Origin of the sequence: Hyphomicrobium sp. 802, assembly GCF_000526135.1 — a bacterium.
Lineage (GTDB): Bacteria > Pseudomonadota > Alphaproteobacteria > Rhizobiales > Hyphomicrobiaceae > Hyphomicrobium_B.
On record NZ_JAFM01000001.1, the window covers coordinates 2,024,011 to 2,045,708 of the forward strand.

Here is a 21,698-nt window from a genome sequence, read left to right on the forward strand (position 1 = left end):
TCTCCTTTTATTTTTCTGATGATTTAACGAGAAAGACCCTTCATTCATTCTCTGTAAGCCAATCGCGGGACGACCGCCGCCGGTGATTTCTTGTTTGCGAAGCAGGAGGGAAACCGCCATCATCGCCGTCCGCAGGACTTCGAATTTGCGCAAGAGTTGAGTGACGGCTTTGTTGCAGTCATCTCTTGCAGTCGTGGAGCGAGGCTTTATCGTGTTATCCGGTGGCCAAGCAGAGTTGCAATCGCCCGATGTTCGCCAACGCGTTTCAGTCTAGCCTTCCGGCCATCCCCTTTTATGTGCGTGCGAGCGCCGAGGTACGCGGCACGTTCGCGTGCGCCGGGCGCACGACCAAGCTGATCGATACGTTCGAAACCGGTGGCTTGCGCCTCAGAACTCCCAAGGCCGGAGAATGGTGCGAGGCTGTCGTGTTGAATACCGCTGGTGGGCTGGCTGGCGGCGATGAAGCGCGGATGAGCTTCGTTGCTGAGAGTAACGCCAACGTCTGTATCACCACACAATCGGCCGAGAAGATCTATCGCGCGGAGGACAAGCCCGTTGTACTGGCGGCGGACGTTCACGTCGGCGACGGCGCGAACCTCGTATGGATGCCGCAGGAGACGATCCTGTTCGATGGTAGCGGGCTCGAACGTTCGCTGATGATCGAGATGGCCGAGAATGCCTCCGTTCTTGCGGTTGAAAGCACAGTGTTCGGTCGCGTGGCGCGCGGCGAAAGATTGAGTTCGGGTGCATTTCGCGATCGCTGGCGTATTCGCCGCGGCGCTGGGCTGGTATTCGCCGAAGACGTCCGACTAGCCGGCGCGATTTCAGAAATTGCGGCTAAGGCAGCGGTCGGTAATGGCGCGTGTGCGATCGCTACTCTCGCGTTTCTATCGCCGGACGCCGAAGAGTGTTTGCCGATCGTACGATCCGTTGTCGAGACCGACAGTGTCGATGGCGGCGCCAGCGCCTGGAACGGCATGCTGATCGTCCGTCTCGCCGGTCGCGATCCGTTCGATGTCCGAGCCGTCGTCACGGCGGTTTTGCGGCGGTTGTCGCGAATTCCGTTGCCACGTGTCTGGTCGATTTAGCTTAAGAGGGCCGAATGCTTCTAACTCCGCGAGAGAAAGACAAGCTGCTGATCGCGATGGCTGCGGATGTGGCGCGGCGCAGGCTCGCGCGCGGCGTCAAGCTCAATTATCCGGAAGCGATCGCGCTGATCACCGATGCAGTGGTGGAGGGCGCACGCGACGGCCGGTCGGTTGCTGAGCTGATGCAACAAGGTGCGCGTGTACTGACGCGCGATCAGGTGATGGACGGCATAGCGGAGATGATCGAAGACGTGCAGGTCGAGGCGACGTTTCCGGATGGAACGAAGCTCGTCACCGTCCATCAACCGATCCGGGGCGGCAGCGATGCGACGACGATCATCGCGGGCGAATTCATTACACCCGATGGCGACATTGAACTCAACGTGGGCGCGTCTACGGTGACGCTGAAAGTTGCGAACACAGGTGACCGCCCGATTCAGGTTGGCAGCCATTATCATTTCTTCGAAACCAATCCGGCGCTCGAATTCGAACGCGAGAAGGCGCGCGGCATGCGCCTCGATATCGCTTCCGGTACGGCCGTGCGTTTCGAGCCGGGACAGACGCGGGAAGTAACGCTGGTTCCCTATTCGGGAGCCCGAACGGTTTATGGATTCCGCCAAGACGTGATGGGAAAACTCTGATGGCCGCCCGCATTTCTCGCGCCGCTTATGCCGACATGTTCGGCCCCACGACCGGCGACAAGGTTCGCTTGGCCGATACGTCGCTCTTCGTCGAGGTCGAGAAGGATTTCACAATCTACGGCGAAGAGGTGAAGTTCGGCGGCGGCAAGGTCATTCGCGACGGCATGGGGCAGTCGCAGGTGTCCCGCTCACAGGGCGCCGTCGATACGGTGATCACGAATGCGCTGATCATCGACCACTGGGGAATCGTCAAGGCCGATATCGGTCTGAAGGACGGATTGATTGCGGGCATCGGTAAGGCCGGTAATCCTGATGTTCAGCCGGGCGTCGACATCGTCATCGGGCCGGGTACGGAGGTGATTGCGGGCGAGGGCAAGATCGTTACCGCAGGCGCGTTCGATACGCATATCCATTTCATCTGTCCGCAGCAGATCGACGAAGCGCTGGCGGCTGGCATCACGTCGATGCTCGGTGGCGGCACGGGGCCCGCGACCGGAACCAATGCCACCACGTGCACGCCGGGCGCTTGGCATCTTCAGCGCATGATCGAAGCGGCCGACGCTTTTCCGATGAACCTCGGGTTTGCGGGTAAGGGCAATGCGTCGCTGCCGCAAGGATTGGTGGAGCAGGTCGAAGCCGGCGCGTGCGCGCTGAAGCTGCATGAAGATTGGGGGACGACGCCCGCAGCCATCGACTGCTGCTTGTCCGTCGCCGACGAGCACGACGTGCAGGTGATGATCCATTCGGATACGCTCAACGAAAGCGGCTTCGTGGAAGATACGATTGCCGCTTTCAAGGGGCGCACGATTCATGCGTTTCATACCGAAGGTGCGGGCGGCGGCCATGCACCGGATATCATGAAGGTTGCGGGATACGCGAACGTCTTGCCGTCGTCGACCAATCCGACGAAGCCGTTCACCGTCAATACGCTCGACGAGCATCTCGATATGCTGATGGTTTGCCATCATCTTCATGCGTCCATTCCCGAAGATCTGGCATTTGCGGAAAGCCGGATCAGGAAAGAGACGATTGCAGCGGAAGATATTCTGCATGATCTCGGCGCGCTCTCGATGATGTCGTCGGATAGCCAAGCCATGGGGCGTATCGGCGAGGTGATCATTCGCACGTGGCAAACCGCAGACAAGATGAAGAAGCAGCGTGGCGCGCTTCCCGGCGATGGCGAGAACGATAACCAACGGGCGAAGCGCTATATCGCCAAGTACACGATCAATCCGGCTATCGCTCACGGTGTATCGCAGCACATCGGCTCGGTCGAGGTCGGCAAGCTTGCCGACCTGGTGATCTGGTCGCCGGCGTTGTTCGGAGTAAAGCCCAATCTTGTCTTGAAGGCGGGTTCGATTGCCGTCGCGGCAATGGGCGATCCGAATGCTTCAATCCCGACGCCGCAGCCTGTCCACTACCGGCCGATGTTTGCATCCTTCGGCAAATCGCTGACGCGAAGCTCGCTAACGTTCGTTTCGAAAACGTCGCTCGACAAAGGCTTGGCGGATCGACTCAAGGTCGAAAAGAAGCTCGTTCCGGTTGAGAACGTGCGAGAGGGGATTTCGAAGAAGAGCATGGTTCACAATGGCGCTACTCCGCATATCGAGATCGACAGCGAAACTTATCGGGTGACGGCAGACGGCGAGCTTCTTGTTTGCGAACCGGCCAAGGAGCTACCGATGGCGCAACGCTATTTTCTGTTTTGAGGCGAACGATGCTTCGTGCCATTGCATGCGAGCCCCAGGGCGCTCGTCACGGGTTGATCGATGATGAGGTAACGCTCGATTTCGACAATCGCCATCGCCGTCGTTTGGCGATGACGGGAAAAGATGGACTTGAATTTTTGCTCGATCTGCCGCGTGCGCATCGGATTCGACAGGGCGATACGCTCCTGCTGGAAGACGGCCGCAGAGTTCGGGTAATGGCGGCAAAAGAAGAACTTACGGAAATCACGACGACATCGGCTGCCGATCTCGTGCGCGTTGCCTGGCATCTCGGTAATCGCCATCTGCCGGTCATGCTGCTGCCGGATCGCATCCTGATCCGCCGTGATCATGTTATTGAAGATATGGTCCGGCTTCTCGGTGCTTCGGTCGCGATGGTCGAGGCAGCGTTCGATCCGGAAGACGGCGCGTACGCAGGCGGCGGCCATCATCACCACCATCATGACGACGATCACGGCCATGGATGACGTGTCCGAGCGTCAGCATAAAATAGGCGGCGAGCTTTCGTCTCAAGACGCGTCTACGCCGGTCGTGAAGGAAGATAAGTCATCCGATGCGGCTGCGAAGCTGCTGATCTGGCTTTCTCCTGCATTTCCTGTTGGAAGCTTTGCATTCAGTCATGGCCTGGAATGGGCGGTCCAAGCTGGGCAGGTTAGAAACGTCGCCACAGTCATCGCGTGGCTCGATGCTCTTCTTGAGTATGGAGGGTTACGTAATGATGCAATCTTTGCCGCGCATGCGTGGCACGCTGCGATGGTTCGCGACGCGCGTGCGCTCATTGAGGTCAACGAGCTAGCGCTAGCGATGGCCGGTTCGAAAGAGCGGTATTTGGAAACAACAGCGCAGGGTAATGCCTTCGTCACCATTATCCGAGAGGCATGGCGCGCACAGGATTTCGATTGGGGGATTGCGTCGGTACGAGGAGATGTCGCTTATCCGGTCGCAGTCGGCTTGACCGGTGCGGCACATGAGATTTCCCGGCACGAGATGCTGCGCTGCTTCGTGCTCGCCCAGGTTCAAAATCTGGTGTCGGCTGTGATCCGCCTCAGCGTCATCGGGCATACGGACGGACAGCACGCGATTGCGTCGCTGCTTCCCGCGATCGGGCGGCTGGTTCTTGTGGCAGAAACTGCTACCCTCGACGATATCGGTGGCGCCGCGTTTCAGTCGGACATCGCCGCCCTTCGGCATGAAACACAATATTCAAGGCTCTTTCGCTCATGACCTCCTTAGATCACGGACCTCTGCGGGTCGGCATTGGCGGTCCGGTCGGCGCAGGAAAAACAGCCTTGATGGAAGCGCTGTGTAAACAGTTTCGCAGCGAGCTCGATATCATCGCGATTACAAATGACATTTATACCAAGGAAGATGCGTTGATCTTAACGCGTGCCGGTGCGCTGCCGTCGGAACGCATCATGGGGGTAGAGACGGGCGGTTGTCCGCACACCGCTATTCGTGAAGACTGCTCGCTCAATCTCATGGCGATAGCCGAGATGCGCAGCAAGTTTCCGAATGCCGATCTGGTTCTGATCGAGTCGGGAGGTGACAATCTGGCCGCGACCTTTTCACCGGAGCTGGCCGATATAACGATCTACGTGATCGACGTTGCGCAAGGCGAAAAAATTCCGCGCAAGGGTGGTCCAGGGATCACGCGCTCCGATCTGTTGGTGATCAACAAGATTGATCTTGCTCCATATGTGGGCGCGAGCCTTGAGGTAATGGAGCAGGACACCAAGCGGATGCGCGGCGAACGGCCGTATGTGTTTACGAATATCAAGGATGGCAAGGGCGTGAGCAAGGTTGCAGAGTTCATCATTCGCTCGGGCGGCCTGTCGCTGACGAGGCCCACCGCGACCTCAGGCCATTAGCATGCTGGCCAATCCGTTTGACGACCAGCCGACTCGCGGTGTCGCGAAAGCCGTGGCGATGTATGCGTTGCTGATCGCCTCGAACGTCGGTGCATGGGTGTGGGCATTCGCTGCTTTTTCCTATCGGCCGACGCTGATGGGGACGGCGCTGCTCGCCTACGTATTTGGTCTTCGACATGCGTTCGATGCCGACCATATAGCGGCTATCGATAACGTCGTTCGTAAGCTGATGCAGGAGGGAAAGACGCCGTATTCCGTCGGCTTCTTCTTCTCTCTCGGGCACTCGACCATCGTTATTATCGCTTCGATTGTCATTGCGGCCACTGCAGCGGCTATGCAGGGGACGCTTGAAGAGTTTCACGGCATCGGGGGCATTATCGGAACAATTGTGTCGGCACTGTTTCTGCTTGTCATCGGGATCATCAATCTCTTGATCCTGAAGAATGTCTGGGCGGCGTTTCTGCGCGCACGTCGCGGCGAGCGGCTTACGGACGCGGATCTCGAGACGTTACTTGCGGGACAGGGCGTCTTTGCGAGATTTCTGCGGCCGCTATTTCGGGTCGTGTCGCGATCCTGGCATATGTATCCGGTCGGCTTCCTGTTCGGTCTAGGTTTTGACACCGCGACGGAAGTTGGATTGCTCGGAATTTCCGCTGCTCAGGCCGCCCAGGGCATGTCGTTCTGGACTATCCTGGTTTTTCCGGCGCTCTTTACGGCCGGAATGTCGCTGATGGATACGACGGACAGCATTCTGATGACGAAGGCCTATGGCTGGGCGTTCGTCAATCCGATCCGCAAACTCTGGTACAACATGACGATCACGGCGGCGTCGGTCGTTGTCGCCATCTTTATTGGCGGCGTCGAGGCGCTCGGGCTGATCGGGGACAAGCTTGGGCGCACGGACGGGATCTGGGGCGTCGTCAGCGAGTTGAACGACAACCTGACGAATTTTGGCTTCATCGTGGTCGGCATTTTCATGGCGAGCTGGATGATTTCGGCGATCGTCTATCGCGCCATTGGTGTCGAGACGCGAGAACGCTCTGCGCGGTAAATGACACGCGAAGCAATAATCTCGTGTGCTGACCTCAGGGAAGATGGCGGACGGCAGTTGCGGCCGCGGCGGCGCGGTTCTCGACGCCGAGCTTCACGTACACCTGTTCGAGATGCTTGTTCACGGTGCGCGGACTCATTCCGAGGATCTGGCCGATATCGCGGTTCGATTTGCCGCGCGCGATCCACAACAATACCTCGGCTTCACGCGTCGTCAGACCTAGCTTTTCCTTCAGCAGGCTTGCGTCAGCGGATGAGCTTTCTTCGGAAACGCGCATGAGGCGCTCGTCGCCGCTCATGCGGCCGACGAATGAGAGACTGAGTGTTTTCTGCTCTGCGCCGATTGTGAGTGTACTGGACGACGGGTCGCCGCTGCCTTCGATGCGCGCTGCGAGCCATTTGACCACTAGGGATGGGAACGCGAAGCTTCGCTCGTCGAAATCTTCAAATGCGGTTCCGAGAAGCTTGCTCGCCTGCGGTGTCGACCATAAGAGGCGTCCGGCGGAATCGGCGGCGAAGAGGTAACGTCCGGTGGTATCCAAGGCCGCGCGTGCGCTACGCGACATGCGCGCGTTGCCGACATGGACGCGGATTCGTGCAAGAAGTTCTTCGATGATGACGGGTTTTGTCACGTAGTCGACGCCGCCGGCTTCGAGCCCTTCGATGATGCGCTCAGTGTCGCGAAGGCCCGTCATGAATATGATCGGAACGTCTGCGAGCGCCGGCAGTCGCTTCATGCGCCGGCATGTTTCGAACCCGTCCATGTTCGGCATAACTGCATCGAGCAAGATGATGTCGGGGACAATGCGCGCCACAGTTGTCATGGCACGTTCGCCATCAGTTGCAATCAGGACTAACGCACCGATTTGCTCGAGGGCGGCTGTGAGCATTGCGAGCGTATCGGGATTGTCGTCGACGACGAGGACGATCGTTTTCGCTTCAGCGTCAGTCATCGGCGTGCTCGGGCTCGGCGGGCTGTGCGAGGAGCGCCATGTAGCCGCGAAGGTCGAAGGCGCGAATACGATCTCGTGCGGCATTGATGAATACGAGGGAGCCGTTGCCGGCAGCCTCCAGCTCATCGAGCTTGGACTCGATGCCGGAGACAAAGCCGATTTCGCCAAGCCGCATGAGTTCCTCGATTTGACGGGCATCAGGACGGCTTGCGTATTTGATTCCCTGGGGCGGGGCCGAATATTCTGGCGCGCTGGTCGCTGTGACCACCCGGAGGTTCAGCAGCTTTCGGATGTGATTGAGCAGCGTCTGCATGTCGACCGGCTTTGACAGGGCGGCATCGTGATCCGGTACGTCATCGCCACGTGGAGCCTGGTCGCCGATGTTGGCGGACATCATCAGAATTGGAGCGGTGTGGCCAATTTCTCGGAGACGTTTTGCCACCTCCCAGCCGGACATGCCGGGCATCGAGATATCGAGAATGAAAAGATCCGGTGCGCACTCTTCGGCAATGGTGAGCGCGGAGGAACCGTCCGGCGCGGAGATGATGGAAAATCCGACCGGCTCCAAAGCTTCCTTGATCAGCTCGCGATGATCGGTGTCGTCGTCCACGATCAAGATCAGCTTGCGCTTGCCGAGATAGCCGACGATACGCTCCTGAGCTTTTGCGGGCGGACGCGAGTCGGCGACGTGCGCCAGCAGCAATTTGATGCGAAACTGGCTCCCCTGGCCAGGTGTGCTCTTGACTGAAATTTCACCCCCCATGATTTCGACAAGCAGCTTCGTAATGGTGAGGCCCAACCCCATTCCGGGTCTCAGTTTGGCGCGCATGATCTCGCCGCGCTCGAACGGTTCGAAGACGCGTTCCAGATCTGTCTGCATGATGCCGATGCCGGTATCTTGGATTTCGAATTCGGCAACTTGACTGCGATAGGAGACGCGTAGCGCGACGCTGCCCGTATCGGTGAATTTGACGGCGTTCGAAAGCAAGTTGATCAAGATCTGGCGAAGGCGCTTCTCGTCGGTGCGCACCACGGGCGGAAGCGACGACGCGCCTTCGAAGATGAACTCGATCCCCTTCGAATTGGCTTGCAGGCGGAACATGTCTGCAAGCTGATCGAGAAAGTCGCGGATACGGACTTCGCTGGTGGCAAGTTCGAGCCGTCCGGCTTCGACCTTTGAAATGTCGAGCAGTCCGTCGATCAGGCCGGAGAGGTGCTCGGCGCTGCGACGAATGACGCGGACGCCTTTCTGGGCCTTGACGGGCAGCATGTCGTCGACATCGAGAAGCTGCGCATAGCCAAGCACTGCATTGAGCGGCGTGCGTAGCTCATGATTGATGGCGACGACGTAGCGGCTTTTTGCGAGGTTGGCGGCTTCGGCGACTTCTTTCGCCTTATGCAGTGCGCGGTCCGTGCGTTTATGGGCTTCGATTTCGCGGGTGAGCAATGTCGTCTGGCGGGCGGATTCGTCCTGGGCGATTTTGCGACTTTCCTGAGCGAGAACGAAAAGCCAGCTCGCGACGCCCGCGATGATTGCAAGGATCAGGAACGTTGCCCAGAGCGTGCCGGCAATCGCGCCGGCGTCGTGCGGAACGGCCGTCACCGCCAGATAGTGCACTAGCAAAAGCACAAGCCCGAGAATGGTGCAGAACAGCGTGAAGACGCCGAAGAAGTGACCCGTTCGTGAATTGAGCCCCTTGACCAGATGTGGGGGCAGGGCGCCGCGCAGGAGATTGACGAGCTGCACCTGATAGCGTCCGTGCGGCTTGCAGCCGTCGCGGCAGCGGGCGTCGATCGAGCAGCAGAGCGAGCAAATCGGACCCGAGTAGACCGGGCAGTGCGCCATGTCCTCGGGTTCGAATTCGTGTTCGCAGACAATACAACGGATTGCGGACTTCTGGCCCCAGGATGCGCGCGGCTTGCGTGCGAGATAGTATTTTCCGTTGGTCGCATAGGCGATGGCAGGCGCCGTGATAAGCGCTACGATCAAGGCTACCAATGGCGCCAGTGACTGGGCATAGATCCCAAAGGTGCCGCTGTACGAGAACATGGCCGCGGCCGTTGCGATGATCATCGCGCCGACGCCGACGGGGTTGACGTCGTAGAGATGGGCGCGTTTGAACTCGATGCGCTTGGGGCTCAGTCCGAGGGGCTTGTTGATGCAGAGGTCGGCGACGATAGCGCCGAGCCATGCCACTGCGACGACCGAATAGAGACCTAGAGTGTGCTCAAGTGTTTTGTATATTCCAGCCTGCATTAGCAGGAGCGCGATGGCGACATTGAAAAACAGCCATACGATTCGGCCGGGATGGGCGTGCGTCAGCCGTGAAAAGAAATTCGACCAGGCAATCGACCCGGCGTAGGCGTTCGTGACGTTGATCTTCATCTGGCAGAGCACGACAAAGGTTCCTGCCAGTGCGAGAGCCAACTGTGGAGAGTTCGTCACGTAGCCGAATGCGACCAAGTACATCTGCATCGGCTCGCCGGCCTGTGAAACAGGGACGCCGTGCCGGAGACACAGGACGGCAAGGAACGATCCGATCAGGATTTTGATGGCGCCGGGGACGATCCATCCGGGGCCGGAGACGAGGAGGGCGGTCCACCAGGCCACGCGGCCCGTTTTCTCCTTCGGCGGCATGAATCGCAGGATGTCGACCTGTTCGCCGATTTGCGCGATGAGAGCAAAAACAACGGATCCGGCAGCGCCGACGCCCAGCAGGTTGAAGGTTGCGCCCGGCACAAGATCGCCGCGATAGCCGATCCAGGCGTCGAAATTCTCCCGGTGTTGTAATGCAATGATGATGGGCGGGGTCAGCTGCAGCAGAATCCAGAACGGCTGTGTCCAAAGGTGGAACCGGCTGATCCACGTGATGCCGTGGGTGACGATTGGGATGACGACGATGGCGCTGATCACGTAACTGACGGCCAGCGGAAACCCAAAGCAAACGCTCAGCGCGAGAGCCATAATTGCGGCTTCGATCGCGAAGAAAATGAACGTGAAGGAGGCATAGATCAGCGACGTGACTGTCGAGCCAATATAGCCGAAACCGGCACCGCGGGTCAGCAAATCGATGTCGACGCCGTCACGTGCGGCATAATAGGCAATCGGAAGGCCCGTCAAAAAGATCAGGATCGAGACGGCCAGAACGGCCGTAACTGCGTTCGAGAAGCCATAACTTATGGTGATGGCGCCGCCGATGGCCTCGAGCGCCAGGAATGACACTGTTCCGAATGCTGTATTCGCAACGCGCGCAGCGGACCACCGGCGCGCACGTTTGGCGGTGAAGCGAAGCGCGTAGTCCTCCAGGGTCTCGTTGGCGACCCACTGGTTATAGCTGCGGCGAACAGGAACTATCCGAAGCCGGTTAGTCATTCACTCAAATCGCCTCCCCCCGAACGGTAACCATACCGCGCCGCAAAAATGTAGCTGTCGCTGAAACCTACCTCTCACACTCCCTGAGACAAACCTATTTCGATCATGCGGTTGGTTCTCGTCGAGCCGTCTGCCACGCGCGCGGGCGCGCGTAGGCAACCTACGCAGGGGGTGCGGCGCACCATATACGTTAACTGACGTATGTGCTGCGGCGCAAAATCCGTTTCCTATGTTCGCGCGATGTCCGGGGTGGGCAGTTCGAACGGAGGATCTTGATGGCGACGGAAGATAACGGACCTCAATCGCGGCTACGGCGTAAATTGTTGATGGGTATGGCCGCGGCTCCGTTTGCCGGGTTGTTGCCGAAAGCCGCATTTGCCGACGCACCAGCGACGTCGGCGATCAATACGACCGGATTGGCGGTCACCGACAAAGAAGTGACGGTCGGTATTCTTCACTCGGTCACGGGCACGATGGCCATCAGCGAGACGGGTTCGGTCGAGGCCGAGAAGCTCGCGATCCAGCAGATCAACGATGCGGGTGGCGTGCTAGGTCGTCAGATCAAGATCATTCAGGAAGACGGCGCCAGCGATTGGCCGACATTTGCGGAAAAAGCGAAGAAGCTACTCGTCAACGACCACGTCGCGGCGATCTTCGGTTGCTGGACGTCGGCGTCTCGCAAGGCGGTGCTGCCGGTTCTCGAGCAGTACAACGGCATGCTCTACTATCCAACCTTCTACGAGGGCCTGGAGCAGTCGAAGAACGTCATCTACACCGGCCAGGAAGCGACGCAGCAGATTCTGTCCAGCTTGAACTGGATCAACAAGGAGAAGGGCGCCAAGACCTTCTACCTGATCGGCTCGGACTACATCTGGCCGCGCACGTCCAACAAGATCGCGCGCAAGCATATCGAAAACCATCTGACGGGCTGCAAAGTCGTCGGTGAAGAGTACTTCCCGCTCGGCGCGACGCAGTTCAACTCGGTCATCAACAAGATCAAGTTGAAGAAGCCCGACGTGATCTTCATGGACGTCGTCGGCGGTTCGAACGTCGCCTTCTACAAGCAGCTCAAGGCGGCGGGCATCAACCTCGACAAGCAGCTTTTGCTGACGATCTCGGTTACGGAAGACGAAATCGACGGCATCGGCGGCGAAAACATCGCGGGCGCCTACGCCTCGATGAAATACTTCGAGTCGCTGAAGAACCCGAACAACGAAGCCTTCGTTAAGGCGTTCCACAAGATGTGGGGCGACAAGACGGTGATCGGCGACGTGACGCAGGCGGCCTATCTCGGCCCGAACCTGTGGAAGCTCACGGCTGAGAAGGCAGGCAGCTTCGACGTCGACAAAATCGCCGCGGCATCGCCGGGTATCGAGTTTAAGGGCGCTCCGGAAGGCTACGTCAAGATCCACGAGAACCACCATCTCTGGAGCCGCGCACGTATCGGTCGGGCGCGGATCGACGGTCAGTTCGATCTGGTCTACGAGACGCCCGAGCTGATCGAGCCCAATCCGTTCCCAAAGGGCTACCAGTAAGGTCCTTTCCGGCGGGCTTTCGAGTCCGCATCGCTTGAGTGCTTCGCGCCGATACGCACATGCGCGGCGCGAAGCCATCAACGTCCGATACTCCGGAGCGCGCAATGTTCGGCGATTACTCGTTCAGCGATCTTGGTTCAATCTTTGTGATGCAAGGCTTCGCGGGATTGATCCTGTTTTCGGTCTTCGTGCTCATGGCGCTCGGACTGGCCATCATTTTTGGCCAGATGGGCGTGATCAACATGGCGCACGGCGAGTTCATGATTCTCGGTGCGTACGTCACCTGGATGACGTCGGAGTTCTTCAAATCGCACTTGCCGATGCTCTTCGGCGGATACTTTTTCGTCGCGATGATCCTGGCATTCATAGCGGCTGGTGCGCTTGGGATGTTCGTCGAGTGGGCGCTGATCCGACATCTTTATAAGAGACCGCTCGATACCTTGCTGGCTACGTGGGGCCTCAGCCTCATTCTGCAGCAGGTTTATCGCTCTGTTTTCGGCGGCCGCGAAGTCGGCGTCGATCTGCCTGAGTGGATGATGGGCTCCTGGCAGGTGACGGACACCATCCAGATTCCCATCAACGGCATGTTCGTGATGGCGCTGACATTAATCATCACGCTGATCGTCGGCTACATCATGTATTATTCCAGCTGGGGTCGTCAGGTTCGCGCCGTGATGCAGAACCGCGTCATGGCCAGCGCCGTCGGCATCAATACCGAACGCGTGGATCGCTTTACCTTCGGGCTCGGTTGCGGAATTGCCGGCGTCGCGGGGAGTGCCTTCACGATGATCGGCTCGACCGGTCCGACGTCGGGTCAGCTTTATATCGTCGATACGTTCCTTGTCGTCGTCTTCGGCGGCGCTGCCAGCTTGCTCGGCACGATCGCATCGGCCTTCACGATCTCGCAGACGCGTTCGACGCTGGAGTTCTTCACCTCCGGATCGATGGCGCAGGTCATCACGCTTCTTGCGGTCGTCATCATCCTGATGCTGCGTCCACAAGGACTGTTCGCCCTCAAGGTCCGCAAATAGCCGCCGCCGACTTCAGATCCAAGCGCGAGAGCACACTGACATGAACGCCAATCCTCGCTTCTTCTCCCGTTCCGAGTTGGTCGGCCTCGCCGTCCTGGCATTGCTATTGGTTGTCGTGCTGCCGATGACGCTCGATAATTTCCGCCTGAACCTCGTGGCGAAATATCTGACCTATTCGTTCGTCGCGCTCGGCTTGGTGATCTGCTGGGGATACGGTGGCATTTTGAGTCTGGGGCAGGGCGTGTTCTTCGGCATCGGCGGTTACTGCATGGCGATGTTTCTCAAGCTCGAAGCATCGAGCGTCGCCAACACGAAAATCCAGTCGACGCCCGGTATCCCGGACTTCATGGACTGGAACCAGATCACGCAGCTTCCCTTCTTCTGGGAGCCATTCCACAGTTTAACGTTCGCGATCCTGGCCGTGTTCGTCGTGCCGGCGGTGTTTGCATTTATCATCGGCGCGGCGATGTTCAAACGTCGTGTCAGCGGCGTCTACTTCGCGATCATCACGCAAGCGATTGCTGCCATTCTAACGATCCTTATCGTCGGGCAGCAGGGCTACACGGGCGGCATCAACGGCATAACCGATCTTCGCACCTTACATGGGTGGGACATCCGGACCGACAGCGCCAAAGTCATTCTCTATTTTGTTGAAGTCGCGGTGCTGTTCGCCTGCCTGCTGGTGGCGCTGTTCGTGAAGCGTTCGAAACTCGGGCGCATTCTGGTGGCGATGCGCGAGAAAGAGGATCGCGTGCGGTTCTCGGGTTATAGCGTCGCCAACTTCAAGATTTTTGCATTCTGTTTGTCGGCCGTGTTCGCGTCGATCGGCGGCGCGCTGTTTACGCTTGAAGTCGGTTTCATGTCGCCGTCATTCGTCGGCATCGTTCCCTCAATCGAAATGGTCATCTTCGCGGCGGTCGGCGGCCGCATGTCCATCTTCGGCGCGGTCTACGGCACGCTGCTCGTCAACTATGCGAAGACGAGCCTTTCTGAAAGCTTCCCGCAACTTTGGCAGCTGGGTTTCGGCGCGCTCTTCATTGCCGTTGTGCTGCTCTTCCCAGGCGGCCTGGCGGGCGCTTGGAATGACTATGTCCAGCCGACAATCGACAGGCTCTTCTCGCGGAATAAAGGCAAGTCTCTTGCGAGCGGCCAGCCGATCGCAGACGGCGCACCGGCAGAATAGGAGAGCGATATGGAGATCGGTCAACAACCTCGGGATTTCCTGCTCGCTGTCAGTGGGCTGACGGTATCCTTCGACGGCTTCAAAGCGGTCAACGATCTGTCGTTCTATGTCGATGAGAACGCGATCCAGGTCATCATCGGACCGAATGGCGCGGGTAAGACGACAGTGCTCGATTTGATCTGCGGGAAGACCAAAGCGACTTCCGGATCCATCACCTTCCGCGGCAAGGAACTCACGAAGCTATCCGAGAACGCCATCGTGCATGCGGGCGTCGGCCGGAAGTTCCAGACGCCGTCGATCTACGACGATCTGACGGTTTTCGAAAACTTGGAAATCTCTTATCCGCGCGGACGCAGCGTGTTCGGCGCCTTGACGTTCAAACGCGATGCTGCCGTGCGTCAGCGCGTCGAGGAAGTCGCGGAGATGATCTTCCTGAAAGACAAGCTCGGCATGAGCGCGCAGCTACTAAGTCACGGCCAGAAGCAGTGGCTGGAGATAGGCATGCTGCTCATCCAGGATCCCGAGCTTTTGATGCTTGATGAACCCGTCGCAGGTATGAGCGTCAGCGAGCGCGAAAAGACCGCCGAGCTTCTGCATCGGATCATCAAGGATCGTTCGGTGCTGGTGATCGAGCACGACATGAAGTTCGTCGAAGACATCGCGCACAGGGTGATCGTGCTCCATCAGGGCAAAATTCTATCGGAAGGCTCGATGGAGAAGGTCCAGAACGATCCCAAAGTGATTGAAGTCTATCTCGGCCATTAAGGAAGCAATCGACAATGCTGGATATCTCCGATTTCCACGTCGCCTATGGCCAGAGCGAAGTTCTGCACGGCCTCAATCTGTCGATTGCGCCCAATGAGATCGTCGCGATCATGGGCCGCAACGGCATGGGCAAGACGACCATGATGAAGGCCCTTATGGGCATCCTGCCGACGAAGCAGGGTTCGGTGTCGATGAATGGCGCCGACATCACCAAGCTCAAAAGCTACGAGCGTGTTGCGAAAGGTTTGGCCTACGTTCCCCAAGGTCGAATGATTTTTTCGACCATGACAGTCGAAGAGAATATCGAGACGGGGCTTGTAGTCCACGGCGGCAGCAAGGTTTCGCCCGATATCTACGAGCTTTTTCCGGTTCTGCTCGAAATGAAGAAGCGCCGCGGCGGTAACCTGTCTGGCGGCCAGCAGCAGCAGCTTGCGATCGCGCGCGCGCTTGCGACCAAGCCGAAGGTCCTGCTGCTCGATGAGCCAACGGAAGGCATCCAGCCGTCGATCATTCGCGAAATGGCGCGGACGCTTCGGCGCATTCGCGATGAGCGTGGGCTGTCGATCATTGTGTCGGAACAGGTTTTGAGTTTTGCGCTCGATGTCGCCGACCGCGTGCTCGTCGTCGAGAACGGCGAGATCGTACACGACGAGCCTCGTTCATCGGTCGATGAGGGGAAAGTCGCGAAGTATCTCTCAGTTTAAGTCTGAATTCGGGTGTCTGCAGAAATAGAAGGGGCAGTATGAATGACCGAAACGCTCATTAAAGTCGACCTGTCGAAGTCCGCTTATGAAAACGACATGGTTCACAATCGATGGCATCCGGACATTCCGATCGTCGCCTGGACCGAGCCTGGTTCGGACTTCATCATCGAGACGTACGACTGGACCGGCGGCTTCATCAAGAACAATGACGATGCGTCGGACGTGCGCGATATCGATCTGACGATCGTGCACTTTCTCTCAGGCCCCGTTGGCGTCAAGGGCGCGGAGCCTGGCGACTTGCTCGTTGTCGAGATCCTCGATATCGGCGCGAAGCCGGAGAGCAATTGGGGTTTCAATGGCTTCTTTTCGAAGAACAACGGCGGCGGCTTTCTGACCGAGCATTATCCCTCGGCGCAGAAGTCGATCTGGGACTTTGAAGGCATGTTCACGAAGTCACGCCACATTCCAGGCGTGCGGTTTCCGGGACTCATCCATCCCGGCTTGATCGGCTGCTTGCCCGATCCTGCACTGCTCAAGACCTGGAATGATCGCGAAATTCCGTTCGTGGAGGCTAATAAAGATCGTGTGCCTCCCGTCGGCACGGTGCCCTTTGCGCCGACCGCGCACATGGGCCGCCTCAAGGGTGATGCGCGGGACAAGGCTGCAGCCGAAGCGGCGCGTACGGTTCCGCCACGTGAGCATGGCGGCAACTGCGATATCAAGGATCTGTCGCGCGGCTCGAAAGTATTCTTCCCGGTCTACGTACCCGGCGGCGGCCTTTCGATGGGCGACCTTCACTTCAGTCAGGGCGACGGCGAAATCACGTTCTGCGGTGCGATTGAGATGGCCGGTTGGCTGCATCTCAAGGTCGACGTGATCAAAGACGGCATGTCGAAGTACGGGATCAAAAATCCGATCTTCAAGCCGTCGGTCATCACGCCGAAGTACGACGACTATCTGATCTTCGAGGGCATCTCGGTCGACGAGATGGGCAAGCAGCACTACCTCGACGTCCACGTCGCGTATCGTCAGGCCTGTCTCAATGCCATCGAATACCTGAAGAAGTTCGGCTATTCGGGCGCGCAGGCTTACTCGATCTTGGGAACGGCGCCTGTGCAGGGGCATATCTCCGGCGTCGTCGACATTCCGAACGCCTGCGCCACCCTGTGGGTGCCGACCAAGATCTTCGATTTCGATATCAATCCCTCTGCCGCAGGACCGACAAAGTTCCTCGACGGATCGATCCAGATGCCGATTGCGCCCGACGCGTAAGCGCGTTCGAACGTACACGAAAGCTGGGTTGGCTGTGTTGGCCAACCCACCTCAAGGGAGCCGCCAATAATGCCGGTTTACGATTATGATTGTCCCAATTGCGGACCGTTCTCAATTCTACGTTCGATGTCTGAGTTCGAGTTGCCGCACGATTGCCCGGATTGTGGGACCGAGGCGCCGCGAGCGATTTTAACAGCACCCGCCATAGCGGGAATGAGCCGGGCTCGCCGCATTGCAGCTGAGACGAACGAGCGCTCATCGCACGAGCCGCGAAAGTCGAAAGGGCATGCGCCGGGATGCGGCTGCTGCTCCAAGACGAAAGCCAAGCCAAAACAAGACGGCGGGACCGCGATGAAGAGCTTTCCTTCGTCCCGCCCCTGGATGATCAGCCACTAATCCTGCGATTCAGCAGCTGTTCGCGGCGGTTTGTAGGTTACGGATGGATCATAGCCCGACACCAAAGAAGAACGCGAAAACGCCCCGGGGGGCGAACTCGCACGATAGTGGCCAGTGTGCTGTTTCGGATATGCGGCGGCCCGGCGCTTCTCGGTGCGATCGCGATCCGATCTTGGATGTTGGATATCTCAGCTCTGCGCGTTGCCGGACGTCGATGTCAACGAGGACCACAAAGTTTCTGACGGATTGGCTGCGGTGGCACGTCGTGGGGCGCGTCGCGAGCGCCGAGGATATTCCCGCGCTCGCTGCGAAGTGTCTCCATGATGCTTGGAGCGAAGGCATATCTCGATACGATCTCGAAGGCGCCGTCGGCTCCCTCGAAGACTGCATTCGCGAGGGCCTGCTTCAGGTCAAGAAGTGAGCGCCACTATATTTGCGTGCCGACCTTGGACCGCGCATGCCTATAACTTCGCCTTGCGACGCATGAAGTCCGTTATCTGGGCGGCGATAAACGTGCTGTGCGTGGCGATCGCGAAGTGGCCGCTGTCGACGAACTTGATTTCTGCGTCAGGGATATCGCGCTTGAATGCTTCGGCGCCGGGAGGAATGAAAAAGAGATCGTTCTTGCCCCAGACCGCCAGCAGCGGCGGCTTGCTTTCCCTGAAGTATTTCTGCCAAGCTGGGTAGAGCGCAACGTTGTTGCGGTAATCGTAGAAGAGATCGAGCTGAATCTCATCGATGCCTGGCCGCTGAAGATAGGCGTAGTCGAGCATATAGCCGTCCGGAGACACCAAGCCTGCATCGGCGCCGTGGAGATACTGGTCTTTTGTGGCGTCCAGAGTGAGCACGGCGCGCAGCGCGTTGCGGTTTTCAAGCGAAGCGTCTTTCCAATACGCCTGGATGGGTTTCCATGCGTCGCCCAATCCTTCTTCGTAGGCGTTACCATTCTGGGTGATCAGCGCGCTGACACGTTCGGGGTGCGCGGCGGCAATGCGGAACCCTATCGGTGCGCCGTAATCGAACAGGTAAAGTGCATATCTCTTCAAGCCTAACGCATCAGTGAAGCCGTCGATGGTCTTGGCCAGATTGTCAAACGTATAGGTATAATGCTCGCGATCGGGTGCTTTCGTCAGACCGAAGCCCGGCAGGTCCGGTGCGATCAGCCGGAATTGGCCCGCGAGTTGAGGAATGAGGTCCCGGAACATGTGACTGCTCGTCGGATAGCCGTGAAGCAGCAGGATGACTGGTGCATCTGCAGGACCGGCTTCGCGGTAGAAGACTTCGACATCGCCAATCTTCACCGTTTTATAATGAACGGAATTCGGAGGAACGGAATTGCCGAAGGTCACGATGTCTCCCGCATTGACGGCACTCGCGCGCAATGTCAGCCAGGCGGTGGCGGCTGCGGCTCCAAAAATTTTTAGCGCAACTCTGCGATCGGTCTCGGTCAGCATGCTCAACCTCCATTGAAACTAGGTAGGGAGGTAGGCGATCGGCACTCGGGCCTAAAGCCGGAGATGTTGGGAGACACAATTCCAGATTTTGGAAGGGGGACACGGCATTCTCGTGCTTCGCATACCCACGTTTTTGCTAATGGTGCGGGGTAGTCGTGGACGGGGCGTCGAACAAGGCCATATGTTTTGTCGTCTCTCGACTGGGTTTGCGTTCGCCCCGGCATGGTAAATCGTGCGAATTCGCAATGCGTGATCGATATTTGAAAGATTATCGTCGCAGTTGCAGGATATCGCTGCGCTAAGCCACCACCGCATACTTTCATCACAAGCAATAGCGAGGTCTCAATGTCAGACTCTCACCGATCACCGCCACTTGGTTCGTTGGCGCTGATCGCTGTCGTCATCGCAGGCGGCGCGGCAGCGTTCGCCTATACGGCCGGCTGGTTTTCACCACACCGTCTCACTCCGATGAAAATGGTCGAGGCTTTTGCCCCGCCTGGCGGTCCGGCTCTGGGCCATCGCCGTAACCATGCCAAAGGCATCTGCTTTACCGGTGAGTTCGAAGCGAACGGCGCCGGCACCGAAATCTCGAAGGCGGTTGTTTTCGAGAAGGGGGAGTATCCTGTCGTCGGGCGCTTCAATCTAGGTACTCAGGACCCTAATGTAGACGACGCTACTGTTCGTGTGCGCGGCATCGGCCTGCAGATCACAACTCCGGATGGGCAGGTCTGGCGAAGCGCCATGATCGATCCGCCATTCTTCCCGGTTTCGACGCCGCAAGCGTTCTACGATTTGCTGAAAGCATCGAAGGACAAGGCTGCGGACGCGATGAAAAACTTTATAGCGGCCAATCCCGAATTTTCGCATTTTGCTTCGTGGGCGGGTAGCGCGCCGTGGACGGCGAGTTACGCTGAGGAGCCCTACAACAGCCTAAACAGCTTCGTCATGACAAACAAAGAGGGCGAGCAGAAGACAGTTCGATGGGGGATCGTGCCGGAAGCGCAAGTCGTTCCGGTATCGCAGGATGACCTGAAAAAGCTAGGGCCGAATTTCCTCGACGTTGATATCGCCAAGCGTGTTGCGGCTGCGCCTCAACGCTGGAAGCTGGAAGTGATCATCGCAAATCCAGGAGATCCGACGGCAGATCCCAGTAAGGAGTGGCCTGCCGACCGCCGCAAGATCGATGTCGGCACGCTGACGGTTACGAAAATCGAACCGGAGGCGGACGGTCCGTGTCGAGAGATCAACTTCGATCCAACCGTTTTGCCGACGGGCATTACGACATCCGACGACCCGTTCCCGGCCGCACGGTCAGCGGCGTACATGAAGTCATATGATCTGCGTACGGCTGAATCCAAGTACTATCCCCGCACCCCGACTGGAGAAAAGCAATGACCGGAGAAACGCCGCGTTTCAATCCATTGCAGCGCCTTCTGCATTGGGTGATGGCCGTTTGCATTCTAGCGATGCTGTTCATCGGCGTGGGGATGCTCTCGACCGTCACACCGAAGTTTTTGCCGCTGATGGAGACGCACAAATCGCTTGGTGTCGTCATCCTCGTGCTCGTGCTCATTCGGCTTGCGGTACGGTTGCGGTACGGCGCGCCGGCGTTGCCGAAGGATTTGCCGGAGCCGATGAAGCTCGCGGCAGAACTGTCTCACTACGCACTCTATGCGCTGATGATCGCGATGCCGTTGCTGGGATTGGCGCTGTTGTTTACCGCAGACTATCCTGTCGTGATCTTTGGGCGCACCTGGGTTCCACAGATCCTGCCGCAAAGCGACAGTCTTCATACCCTGTTCTGGAACGCCCACTACTATCTGGCGTTTTGTTTCTTCGCACTGGTTTTGCTGCATATCGCGGCGGCGCTCTATCACGCGCTCGTCCGGCGTGACGGCGTGTTCGAGGCAATGGCCTCTGTGTCGACGCATCATCAGTCGGCTGCCGCCGAGTGAGGGCGTGAAGCACATCTGAGGACGCGTCGTCCACGAACCTATGATGGGTCTTCCTGCAAATGTCGGCAGGGAGGCCCATTGCATTTTTATATCTCTCCATGTCGAGGCACATGGAATCCCTATGCCGGTGTTCCTAGTTTGATGGCAAAGCGTCCACACTGGAGGCGGCCATGGAAAAAGACCTCGAAAGCGTCCCTGCGGCGTCCGATGTGTCTCCTCGCATTGAGGCATGTGCGGAGTGGTCTGACTGCGAACTCAAGGATGCGCCCGCTCACGCTGTGGATTGGTCGACGCGGACCATCGGCCTGACAGACGATCAGATGCGGAGTGCTGCAATGCTCTTTGGCGTGATCATTCTGTTCTTTGCCGGGATCGGAATCGCTTTAACGGAATTCATGTCGGCTGAACCGCAAGTGGCGCTTATGGATTGCGTTCAAATCGTTGGCGATACCGAGCGACTCGCTTGCTACGATAAAGCGGCAACGCAATCGTCGGCGCCTTTCAAGGGGGGATCGCCCTTTTCCACTTATTCACGACCGGACGTCGATGGTGGCTAAGAGCTCTTCTCTATCCGGCAATCGGTTGCGGGACAGCTGACGCTATCGTCGCTGCGAAATGTCTCGCGTGACGCTCGGAAGAAGTCCTTAGTTCCCGCATTTTGAGGGAAATTTTCCCATAAATTTCAATTCCGTTGCCACGATGC

The 21,698-nt window shown here is 58.3% G+C and carries 21 protein-coding genes; 18 read left to right on the forward strand and 3 right to left on the reverse strand.

Features of this window, described 5'->3' with window-relative positions; translation table 11 throughout:
- Nucleotides 1-221 precede the first annotated feature (221 nt).
- The 7 genes from HYP802_RS0110215 (at nucleotide 222) to HYP802_RS0110245 (ending at nucleotide 6,375) form a co-directional block, all read left to right on the forward strand.
- On the forward strand, nucleotides 222-1,088 hold the full coding sequence (locus HYP802_RS0110215; protein WP_155831203.1) for an urease accessory protein UreD: 867 nt from the start codon (nucleotides 222-224) through the stop codon (nucleotides 1,086-1,088).
- 14 nt (nucleotides 1,089-1,102) lie between these two features.
- A complete protein-coding gene (locus tag HYP802_RS0110220; protein WP_013947176.1) occupies nucleotides 1,103-1,729 on the forward strand; it encodes an urease subunit gamma in 627 nt (208 codons plus the stop codon).
- Nucleotides 1,729-3,438 (forward strand): urease subunit alpha, encoded by a 1,710-nt coding sequence (gene ureC / locus HYP802_RS0110225; RefSeq protein WP_013947177.1) that lies wholly within the window; start codon nucleotides 1,729-1,731, stop codon nucleotides 3,436-3,438. The genes HYP802_RS0110220 and ureC overlap by 1 nt, the downstream gene beginning before the upstream one ends.
- A 110-nt stretch (nucleotides 3,439-3,548) precedes the next feature.
- Nucleotides 3,549-3,923, forward strand: a complete 375-nt coding sequence (locus HYP802_RS0110230) for an urease accessory protein UreE (RefSeq protein WP_348623894.1) — start codon at nucleotides 3,549-3,551, stop codon at nucleotides 3,921-3,923.
- Nucleotides 3,916-4,680 carry an urease accessory protein UreF gene (locus tag HYP802_RS0110235; RefSeq protein ID WP_197022722.1) on the forward strand — a complete coding sequence of 255 codons (765 nt, stop codon included), beginning with the start codon at nucleotides 3,916-3,918 and terminating at the stop codon, nucleotides 4,678-4,680. The genes HYP802_RS0110230 and HYP802_RS0110235 overlap by 8 nt, the downstream gene beginning before the upstream one ends.
- A complete protein-coding gene (ureG, locus tag HYP802_RS0110240; RefSeq protein WP_013947180.1) occupies nucleotides 4,677-5,324 on the forward strand; it encodes an urease accessory protein UreG in 648 nt (215 codons plus the stop codon). The genes HYP802_RS0110235 and ureG overlap by 4 nt, the downstream gene beginning before the upstream one ends.
- A gap of 1 nt (nucleotide 5,325) precedes the next feature.
- Nucleotides 5,326-6,375 carry a HoxN/HupN/NixA family nickel/cobalt transporter gene (locus tag HYP802_RS0110245; protein WP_013947181.1) on the forward strand — a complete coding sequence of 350 codons (1,050 nt, stop codon included), beginning with the start codon at nucleotides 5,326-5,328 and terminating at the stop codon, nucleotides 6,373-6,375.
- A 34-nt stretch (nucleotides 6,376-6,409) separates the two neighbouring features.
- On the opposite strand, the gene HYP802_RS0110250 is transcribed toward HYP802_RS0110245, so the two are convergent.
- Together HYP802_RS0110250 and HYP802_RS0110255 are read right to left on the reverse strand one after the other, a co-directional pair.
- Nucleotides 6,410-7,327 carry a DNA-binding response regulator gene (locus HYP802_RS0110250; protein WP_013947182.1) on the reverse strand — a complete coding sequence of 306 codons (918 nt, stop codon included), beginning with the start codon at nucleotides 7,325-7,327 and terminating at the stop codon, nucleotides 6,410-6,412.
- Nucleotides 7,320-10,700 carry an ATP-binding protein gene (locus tag HYP802_RS0110255; RefSeq protein ID WP_013947183.1) on the reverse strand — a complete coding sequence of 1,127 codons (3,381 nt, stop codon included), beginning with the start codon at nucleotides 10,698-10,700 and terminating at the stop codon, nucleotides 7,320-7,322. Before HYP802_RS0110255 ends, HYP802_RS0110250 begins: the two co-directional genes overlap by 8 nt.
- 275 nt (nucleotides 10,701-10,975) lie before the next feature.
- On the opposite strand from HYP802_RS0110255, the gene urtA reads away from it, so the two are divergent.
- The 8 genes from urtA to HYP802_RS23830 all read left to right on the forward strand — a co-directional run bounded on the left by urtA (nucleotide 10,976) and on the right by HYP802_RS23830 (nucleotide 18,007).
- Entirely contained in the window at nucleotides 10,976-12,235 is a 1,260-nt protein-coding gene (urtA, locus tag HYP802_RS0110260; RefSeq protein WP_013947184.1) for an urea ABC transporter substrate-binding protein, read from the forward strand.
- A 104-nt stretch (nucleotides 12,236-12,339) separates the two neighbouring features.
- Entirely contained in the window at nucleotides 12,340-13,266 is a 927-nt protein-coding gene (gene urtB / locus HYP802_RS0110265; protein WP_024275675.1) for an urea ABC transporter permease subunit UrtB, read from the forward strand.
- A 40-nt stretch (nucleotides 13,267-13,306) separates the two neighbouring features.
- The gene (urtC, locus tag HYP802_RS0110270) at nucleotides 13,307-14,449 is read left to right on the forward strand and encodes an urea ABC transporter permease subunit UrtC (RefSeq protein WP_013947186.1); all 1,143 of its coding nucleotides are present in this window, start codon (nucleotides 13,307-13,309) and stop codon (nucleotides 14,447-14,449) included.
- A gap of 9 nt (nucleotides 14,450-14,458) precedes the next feature.
- A complete protein-coding gene (gene urtD / locus HYP802_RS0110275) occupies nucleotides 14,459-15,214 on the forward strand; it encodes an urea ABC transporter ATP-binding protein UrtD (RefSeq protein ID WP_013947187.1) in 756 nt (251 codons plus the stop codon).
- Nucleotides 15,215-15,228: 14 nt separating this feature from the next.
- Nucleotides 15,229-15,918: an urea ABC transporter ATP-binding subunit UrtE gene (urtE, locus tag HYP802_RS0110280; protein WP_013947188.1), complete on the forward strand. Its 690-nt coding sequence runs from the start codon at nucleotides 15,229-15,231 to the stop codon at nucleotides 15,916-15,918.
- A gap of 42 nt (nucleotides 15,919-15,960) precedes the next feature.
- Nucleotides 15,961-17,190, forward strand: coding sequence for a formamidase (gene fmdA, locus HYP802_RS0110285; RefSeq protein WP_013947189.1), 1,230 nt, complete (start codon nucleotides 15,961-15,963; stop codon nucleotides 17,188-17,190).
- Between the two features lie 69 nt (nucleotides 17,191-17,259).
- The gene (locus tag HYP802_RS0110290; RefSeq protein WP_024275676.1) at nucleotides 17,260-17,586 is read left to right on the forward strand and encodes a zinc ribbon domain-containing protein; all 327 of its coding nucleotides are present in this window, start codon (nucleotides 17,260-17,262) and stop codon (nucleotides 17,584-17,586) included.
- A 214-nt stretch (nucleotides 17,587-17,800) separates the two neighbouring features.
- Nucleotides 17,801-18,007 (forward strand): DUF768 domain-containing protein, encoded by a 207-nt coding sequence (locus HYP802_RS23830; protein ID WP_157135409.1) that lies wholly within the window; start codon nucleotides 17,801-17,803, stop codon nucleotides 18,005-18,007.
- A 40-nt stretch (nucleotides 18,008-18,047) separates the two neighbouring features.
- Here the strand turns inward: HYP802_RS23830 and HYP802_RS0110300 are convergent, their stop codons facing one another.
- Nucleotides 18,048-19,040 carry an alpha/beta hydrolase gene (locus tag HYP802_RS0110300; RefSeq protein WP_013947191.1) on the reverse strand — a complete coding sequence of 331 codons (993 nt, stop codon included), beginning with the start codon at nucleotides 19,038-19,040 and terminating at the stop codon, nucleotides 18,048-18,050.
- A 345-nt stretch (nucleotides 19,041-19,385) separates the two neighbouring features.
- On the opposite strand from HYP802_RS0110300, the gene HYP802_RS0110305 reads away from it, so the two are divergent.
- From HYP802_RS0110305 to HYP802_RS0110315, 3 genes are all read left to right on the forward strand, one after another.
- Nucleotides 19,386-20,435, forward strand: a complete 1,050-nt coding sequence (locus HYP802_RS0110305; protein ID WP_013947192.1) for a catalase family peroxidase — start codon at nucleotides 19,386-19,388, stop codon at nucleotides 20,433-20,435.
- Entirely contained in the window at nucleotides 20,432-20,995 is a 564-nt protein-coding gene (locus HYP802_RS0110310; RefSeq protein WP_024275678.1) for a cytochrome b, read from the forward strand. The genes HYP802_RS0110305 and HYP802_RS0110310 overlap by 4 nt, the downstream gene beginning before the upstream one ends.
- A gap of 170 nt (nucleotides 20,996-21,165) precedes the next feature.
- Nucleotides 21,166-21,552, forward strand: a complete 387-nt coding sequence (locus tag HYP802_RS0110315; protein ID WP_024275679.1) for a hypothetical protein — start codon at nucleotides 21,166-21,168, stop codon at nucleotides 21,550-21,552.
- The last annotated feature ends 146 nt before the right edge of the window (nucleotides 21,553-21,698 follow it).